Annotated in this window: 6 protein-coding genes and 1 pseudogene; 5 read left to right on the forward strand and 2 right to left on the reverse strand. The window is 69.2% G+C overall.

Annotated features, from left to right (window positions below):
* Nucleotides 1–574, forward strand: a pseudogene (locus WA805_RS02095) (acyltransferase family protein); the annotation flags it as partial.
* Here WA805_RS02095 and WA805_RS02100 read toward each other — a convergent pair.
* Together WA805_RS02100 and WA805_RS02105 are read right to left on the reverse strand one after the other, a co-directional pair.
* Entirely contained in the window at nucleotides 542–1,174 is a 633-nt protein-coding gene (locus WA805_RS02100; RefSeq protein ID WP_425241517.1) for an aldo/keto reductase, read from the reverse strand. The pseudogene WA805_RS02095 and the gene WA805_RS02100 sit on opposite strands and share 33 nt — an antisense overlap.
* 59 nt (nucleotides 1,175–1,233) lie before the next feature.
* Entirely contained in the window at nucleotides 1,234–1,932 is a 699-nt protein-coding gene (locus WA805_RS02105) for an alpha/beta fold hydrolase (RefSeq protein WP_422281870.1), read from the reverse strand.
* Nucleotides 1,933–2,181: 249 nt separating this feature from the next.
* Here WA805_RS02105 and WA805_RS02110 point away from each other — a divergent pair, with 249 nt between their 5' ends.
* Genes WA805_RS02110 through WA805_RS02125 form a run of 4 tightly spaced genes read left to right on the forward strand, consistent with a single transcriptional unit; the run spans nucleotide 2,182 to nucleotide 5,450 of the window.
* Entirely contained in the window at nucleotides 2,182–2,835 is a 654-nt protein-coding gene (locus tag WA805_RS02110; RefSeq protein WP_422288370.1) for a DNA-3-methyladenine glycosylase family protein, read from the forward strand.
* The gene (locus tag WA805_RS02115) at nucleotides 2,832–3,485 is read left to right on the forward strand and encodes an NADPH-dependent F420 reductase (RefSeq protein ID WP_422288369.1); all 654 of its coding nucleotides are present in this window, start codon (nucleotides 2,832–2,834) and stop codon (nucleotides 3,483–3,485) included. The genes WA805_RS02110 and WA805_RS02115 overlap by 4 nt, the downstream gene beginning before the upstream one ends.
* Before the next feature lie 44 nt (nucleotides 3,486–3,529).
* Nucleotides 3,530–4,804 (forward strand): NAD(P)/FAD-dependent oxidoreductase, encoded by a 1,275-nt coding sequence (locus WA805_RS02120; protein ID WP_425239857.1) that lies wholly within the window; start codon nucleotides 3,530–3,532, stop codon nucleotides 4,802–4,804.
* Complete coding sequence (locus tag WA805_RS02125) at nucleotides 4,797–5,450, forward strand: LUD domain-containing protein (RefSeq protein ID WP_422281860.1); 654 nt, start codon at nucleotides 4,797–4,799, stop codon at nucleotides 5,448–5,450. Before WA805_RS02120 ends, WA805_RS02125 begins: the two co-directional genes overlap by 8 nt.
* Nucleotides 5,451–5,484 lie beyond the last annotated feature (34 nt).

The raw sequence follows: 5,484 nt of genomic DNA on the forward strand, positions 1-5,484 counted from the left end.
GTCCGGGCCCTCCTGGGTGGGCTGGGTCAACCTTCCGGTCGGCTGGCTGGTCCCGTACCTGCTCGGCATCGCCTGGGCGCTGGGCTCGCTGCGCGGACGCCGGGTCCCCGCGCTGATGCTGGCCGGCGGCGGCGCCGCCACTGCCGCGCTGATCGCCTGGGCCGGGTACCCGGTCAGCATGGTCGGCGTGAACGGAGCCCACATCTCGAACCTGAACCCGCCGACCCTGGCCGCGGTGACGTTCGGGATCGCCCAGTGCGGTCTGGCGCTGCTGCTGCGTGACCGGCTGGCGCGGCTGATGCGCCGCCCCCTGGCCTGGGCCGGGGTCGCGCTGGTCAACCTGTCGGCGATGACCCTGTTCATCTGGCACCAGACCGCGTTCATCATCGTCAGTTCCGTCGGCCTGCTGGCCGGGCGGGTGCCGGGGCTGCTCACCGCCCCGACGGACGGCGTCTGGGTGGCCGAACGGCTCGCCTGGCTGCTGATGTTCGCGATCGTGCTGTCTGGCCTGTGCCTAGCGTTCCGTCGGGCGGAGCGCGCGTTAGGGGCAGCCGCTGGTTATCCGCGCTTTTAGTGGGCGGGCGGCAGGGTGCGGGTGCGCTGGTCGACGCCGAGTTCGACCGTAGGGGTAGTCGGCGGGGTGGGGGTCGCTGGCGGCGTCAAGCGCGGTGGTCTCGGCCGGTGTCAGCCGCAGCCCGCTGGCGCGCGGGTTGGCGTCCAGCTGGCTGGTGGTGCGGGCGCCGAGGATGGTTGAGCTGACGCCGGGGCGGGCCGTCACCCACGCGATCGCCAGCGCCGACGTGAATGCGATGGCCGTGGTCACGACCTGATCGGGCACCTGTGGGGGTAGCGCGCCGACGATAAGCAGAACTACGATCTCGGCGACCAACACGAAACGGGCCGGACGCAGTACGATCCGGCGGCCCGTGAGCCGTGCCAGCGTCTCGGCAAGCGCTACTCCGAGCATGAAGGCCAGTATCGGCGGTACGTGCAGCAACGCCGCCGACCAGTGGCGCGCCCCGGCGGCTACTGCGAGCAGCACAATGTTGCCAGTCTGAGCGTTGGCGAATACCCCTCCGCGACCGACGAACGTGTAGCCGTCCAGGAACCCACCCGCACCAGCAAGCAGCAGGCCAGTGGGCAGGTTTTCCGGTCGGGTGCGAATCGCAGGCATCGCCGAGACAGCTAACTCGCTCGTGTCCTGAGCCTGAAGTCTGCTGGACCAGCTGCGGCCTACTGGCTGACCGCCTGGGTGGCGGACAGGATCAGCTGGGTCACCTCTTGCGGATGGGTAATCAGTGAGAGGTGACCGGAGTCGATCTCGACCGTTGTGGCGTTCATGCGTTTGGCGAGGAAGCGCTGAAGCTCCGGCGAGATCGTACGGTCCTGCCGTGAGACGGCATACCAGGATGGCTTGGACCGCCAGGCGGCCGCCGTGGTCTTTTCGTGGAAAAGCGATTCCGAGACGCGTCCTTGCACCGCGTAGAGCACGCGCGCCCGGACCTGGTCGACGCCGTTGGCGAAGTCGTTCAGGAACGCGTCCTCGGTGAGCCCCCCGAAGCCGCCGGTGTAGACAAGCCCGGCGTTAGCAGGTGGTGCCGGGAACTTCTGGGCGAGCGCGGCGTAGTCCTCGCCGGCGTCGGGGGCGCGAGCCGCGATGTAGACCAGGCCCGCGACGCGCGGGTCGATCCCGGCTTCGGTGATCACGGTGCCTGCGAAGGAATGACCGGCTAGGATCACCGGCCCGTCGTGCAGCGCCAGGATGCGGCGGGTGTGCGCCACGTCGTCGGCTAGCGAGGTCAGCGGGTTCTGCACGGCGACGGCGGCCAGCCCTGCGTGCTGCAGCCGCTCGATTACCTCCGACCAGGACGAGCCGTCGGCGTAGGCGCCGTGAACCAGCACCACGCCGGGCTGGGGGGCCAGCGAGGTCATGGGATGTCCTCCAATGTTCGGGGCCGGTCATGGCCTGATTATGGGATGCCGGATCGCCGCCTGCATCAGTCAGATGACTCGCTCTGCTGAGCGAACCGAATCACCGAATCCAGGTGACGGCCGGTCACCTTGATGGCCGCTAGCGTCGAGCGCAGTCGAACCCTGCTACGAGAAGGTGCCGCTCCAATGACCAGTGCCGACGCGAGGTGGCTGCAGCAAGCGCGCGCACACCTGCGCGACGCCGACCCAGTGCTGGCGCGGCTCATCGACGACCGGCCGGACTTCGATCCCCGGGCGTGGATGGCCCAGCTGCCGCCCATGGATCTCTTCGGCGCCCTGCTGTTCCAGGTCACCGGCCAGCAGCTGTCCGTCCCCGCGACCCGCCGGACCATGGCGCGCATCCAGGCTCTGTTTGACGGCCATCTTCCCTCGGCCGCCGAGCTGCTGGACGTGGAAGCCGGCCAACTCCGCGATGCCGGGCTTTCGTGGCGGAAGATCGGCACACTCCGCGACCTCGCCGAGCGCATATCGGACGGACGGCTAGACCCGGACGCGTTGGGCCGCCTCTCGGACGACGAGGTGATGGCCGAGCTCACCGCAATCCCGGGGATCGGTCCGTGGACCGTGCAAGGCGCCCTCATTATCGCGCTCCGGCGAGAAGACGTCGTGCTGCCGGGTGACCTCGCGCTGCGCAAAGCGGTCAGGGACGCCTATCAGCTCGACCACCTCCCCGCCGAGCAGGAAGTGCTCGCCATCGCAGACAAATGGCGGCCCTACCGGAGCCTCGCCACCAGCTACCTGTTCAGTGCCGCCTTTGAACCAGCCGGCGCGCCACCGGACACCCCGCTACAGGAGCGCTTGACCATAACCGCAACCACGACACCAAAAGGCAGACCACGATGACTATTTCGGATAGCACGGTTGCCATCATCGGCACCGGCACCCTTGGCAGCACGCTGGCGGCGAACTTCGCGGCCGGCGGTCAGGACTTCCTGCTGGCCGGACGGGACCAGGAGGCCGCCAGAAAACTCGCGTCCGGCCTTGACGGCCACGCCGAAGTGGTCAGCGTGGACGAGGCAGTCGACCGGGCCGACGTGCTCGTGCTCGCCGTCTGGTTCGACAGCTTCAAGGAGCTCATCGCCCAGTACGGAGAGCGGCTCTCCGGCAAGGTCATCGTCGACCCGACGAACCCGACCGGACCGGACGGGCACGGCGGCTTCCGCAAGATCATCGGCGAGCAGGAGTCCTCGGGCCAGATCCTCGCCGGCCTGCTGCCTGCCGGGGCGCGTCTGGTCAAGGCGTTCGGCACGCTGTCGGCCGGAACGCTGGCCGCGGCCGCGCGGCAGGAGCCCGATCGTGCGGTGGAGTTCTACGCCGCGGACGACGACGCAGCAGGCGACCTGGTCGCCGGCCTGATCCGCGCGGGCGGCTACGAACCGGTCCGCGTGGGGGGACTGGACCAGTCCATCCGCATCGAGATGTTCGGCGACCTGCACGAATTCGGCGGCCTCGGCAGGGTCGTCACCAAGGAGGAAGCACTGAAAGTAATCTGACCTAGACAGCCCGGCACCAGGCGGAACGGGTCCCACTGATGTCGATGTTCGACTACGACACAAGGCCGGCCACTCCGTTGCCCATCCTTGTCGGCACAAGGGCCACACCCGGCGCCTACGCGATCCGTGACTTCCTCAGCCGCAACGGTTACGCGTTCGAGTGGGTCGACGTCGGCCAGCCCGAGGCAGTGCGGGCGGTCCTGGGAGTCGCCGAGGTGGAGTCGTCGGCACTGCCGCTGTGCATCTTGCCCGACGGGTCGCGGCTGGCGTCTGCGACTGTGGAACAGGTCGCCGCCGGTCTCGGTATGGTCGCGGCTCCCGCGCTGTCGGAATACGACCTGACGATCATCGGAGCGGGACCGGCCGGTCTGGCCGCCGCCGTTAACGCAGCATCTGAGGGCCTGCGCACCGTGGTCGTCGAAGCGGTGGCGCCCGGCGGGCAGGCGGGCACAACGTCCATGATCGAGAACTATCTCGGTTTCCCGACCGGGATCAGCGGTAGCGAACTTGCGACGCGCGCCGTAGTGCAGGCGCGCCGGTTCGGTGCCGAATTGCTGCTGGCCAGACCCCTGGCCGCGGTGTCGGCCGACGGGCCGGGCTATGTCGCCGAGCTGTCCGACGGCACGCTGATCCGCGGGCGGGCGATGCTGTTTGCCAGCGGAGTCGAGTGGCGTCGCCTGGACGTGCCCGGGATCGATGACCTGCTCGGCGCGGGGGTCTACTACGGGGCGGGGCCTAGTGAGGCCCTGTCGTGCACGGGGTCCCGGGTCGTGGTGGTGGGCGGCGGCAACTCAGCGGGCCAGGCGGTCGTCCGGTTCTCCCGGTACGCTCGGCAGGTCACGCTGCTCGTCCGTGGTCGCGACCTGGGCGCGTCGATGTCGCAGTACCTTATCGATCACCTCTCGACCATCCCGAATGTTGACGTGCGAGTTCGCACCGAGGTGGTGGGCCTGCAGGCCGATGACCGGCTGCGGGCGGTCATCGTTCGCTCCGGGGACAGGACTGGAACGGCTCCGTTGCCGTCGGATGCGTTGTTCATCTGCATCGGCGGCACGCCCCTCGCCGACGGCGCCGCGGGGATCGGGCTGGTCACCAACTCTGCTGGGTACCTGCTGACCGGCGGCGATTTCGCCAGCGGTCCAGGCGGCAACTGGCCGCTGCGCAGGGAGCCGCTGCCGCTAGAGACCAACCGGCCCGGAGTGTTCGCCGCCGGGGACGTGCGCTGCGGGTCGGTAAAGCGCTGTTCGGCGGCCATCGGCGAGGGATCAATGGCCGTGGCGCTGGTCCACCGGCGGCTGTCGGAGCTGGGCGGTGACTGAGCCGCCCGCGGTGGCGAGTGCCGCCCCCTCGCTGTCCTCGGAGTTCGCCGAACTCGCCTCCGGCGAGCGGATCGCCACAGCCGCGGCGGCACTGGAACACAACGGCATCCGGTCGCTCCTGGCCGCCACCGGTGCCGACGCGAGGTCCCTGGTCAGCTCTCTCCTGCCGGACGGCGCCGAGGTGTACAACAACACGTCCCAGACACTCGAAGCCACCGGCATCGCTGACGACATCGAGAGGTCCGGCCGCTACCAGCCACTCCGGTTGCGGCTGTACCGGATGGACCGGGAAATGCAGCGGCGGGAGATGCGAGCCCTGGGCGCGTCGCCGGACTATGTCGTCGGCAGCGTGCACGCGCTGACCGAAGACGGATCGCTGCTCATCGCCTCGGCCAGCGGCAGCCAGCTGGGCCCGCTCGCATCGGGCGCCGGGCAGGTGATCTTCGTCATCGGGGCCCAGAAGATCGTCAGCGACGTCGCGACCGGGATGCGTCGCATCTACGAATACTGCTACCCGCTCGAGGATGCCCGGGCCCGGCGAGCCTACGGAGTGCCAAGCGGGGTGAACAACATCCTGATCGTCAACAAGGTGATGACCCCCAGCCGGGTCACCGCGATCATCGTCAAGGAACGCCTCGGCTTCTGATCACCTTGTCGTCGCTAGCGCGGCCAGCAGGGCG

The organism is Trebonia sp. (genome assembly GCF_049794275.1).
Lineage (GTDB): Bacteria > Actinomycetota > Actinomycetes > Streptosporangiales > Streptosporangiaceae > Trebonia.

Bases quoted from the DNA above. Each gene is read 5' to 3' on its own strand.
- WA805_RS02120 (WP_425239857.1), top strand. From the start codon at position 3,530: ATGTTCGACTACGACACAAGGCCGGCCACTCCGTTGCCCATCCTTGTC.
- WA805_RS02105 (WP_422281870.1), bottom strand. From the start codon at position 1,932: ATGACCTCGCTGGCCCCCCAGCCCGGCGTGGTGCTGGTTCACGGCGCC.
- WA805_RS02115 (WP_422288369.1), top strand. From the start codon at position 2,832: ATGACTATTTCGGATAGCACGGTTGCCATCATCGGCACCGGCACCCTT.
- WA805_RS02100 (WP_425241517.1), bottom strand. From the start codon at position 1,174: ATGCCTGCGATTCGCACCCGACCGGAAAACCTGCCCACTGGCCTGCTG.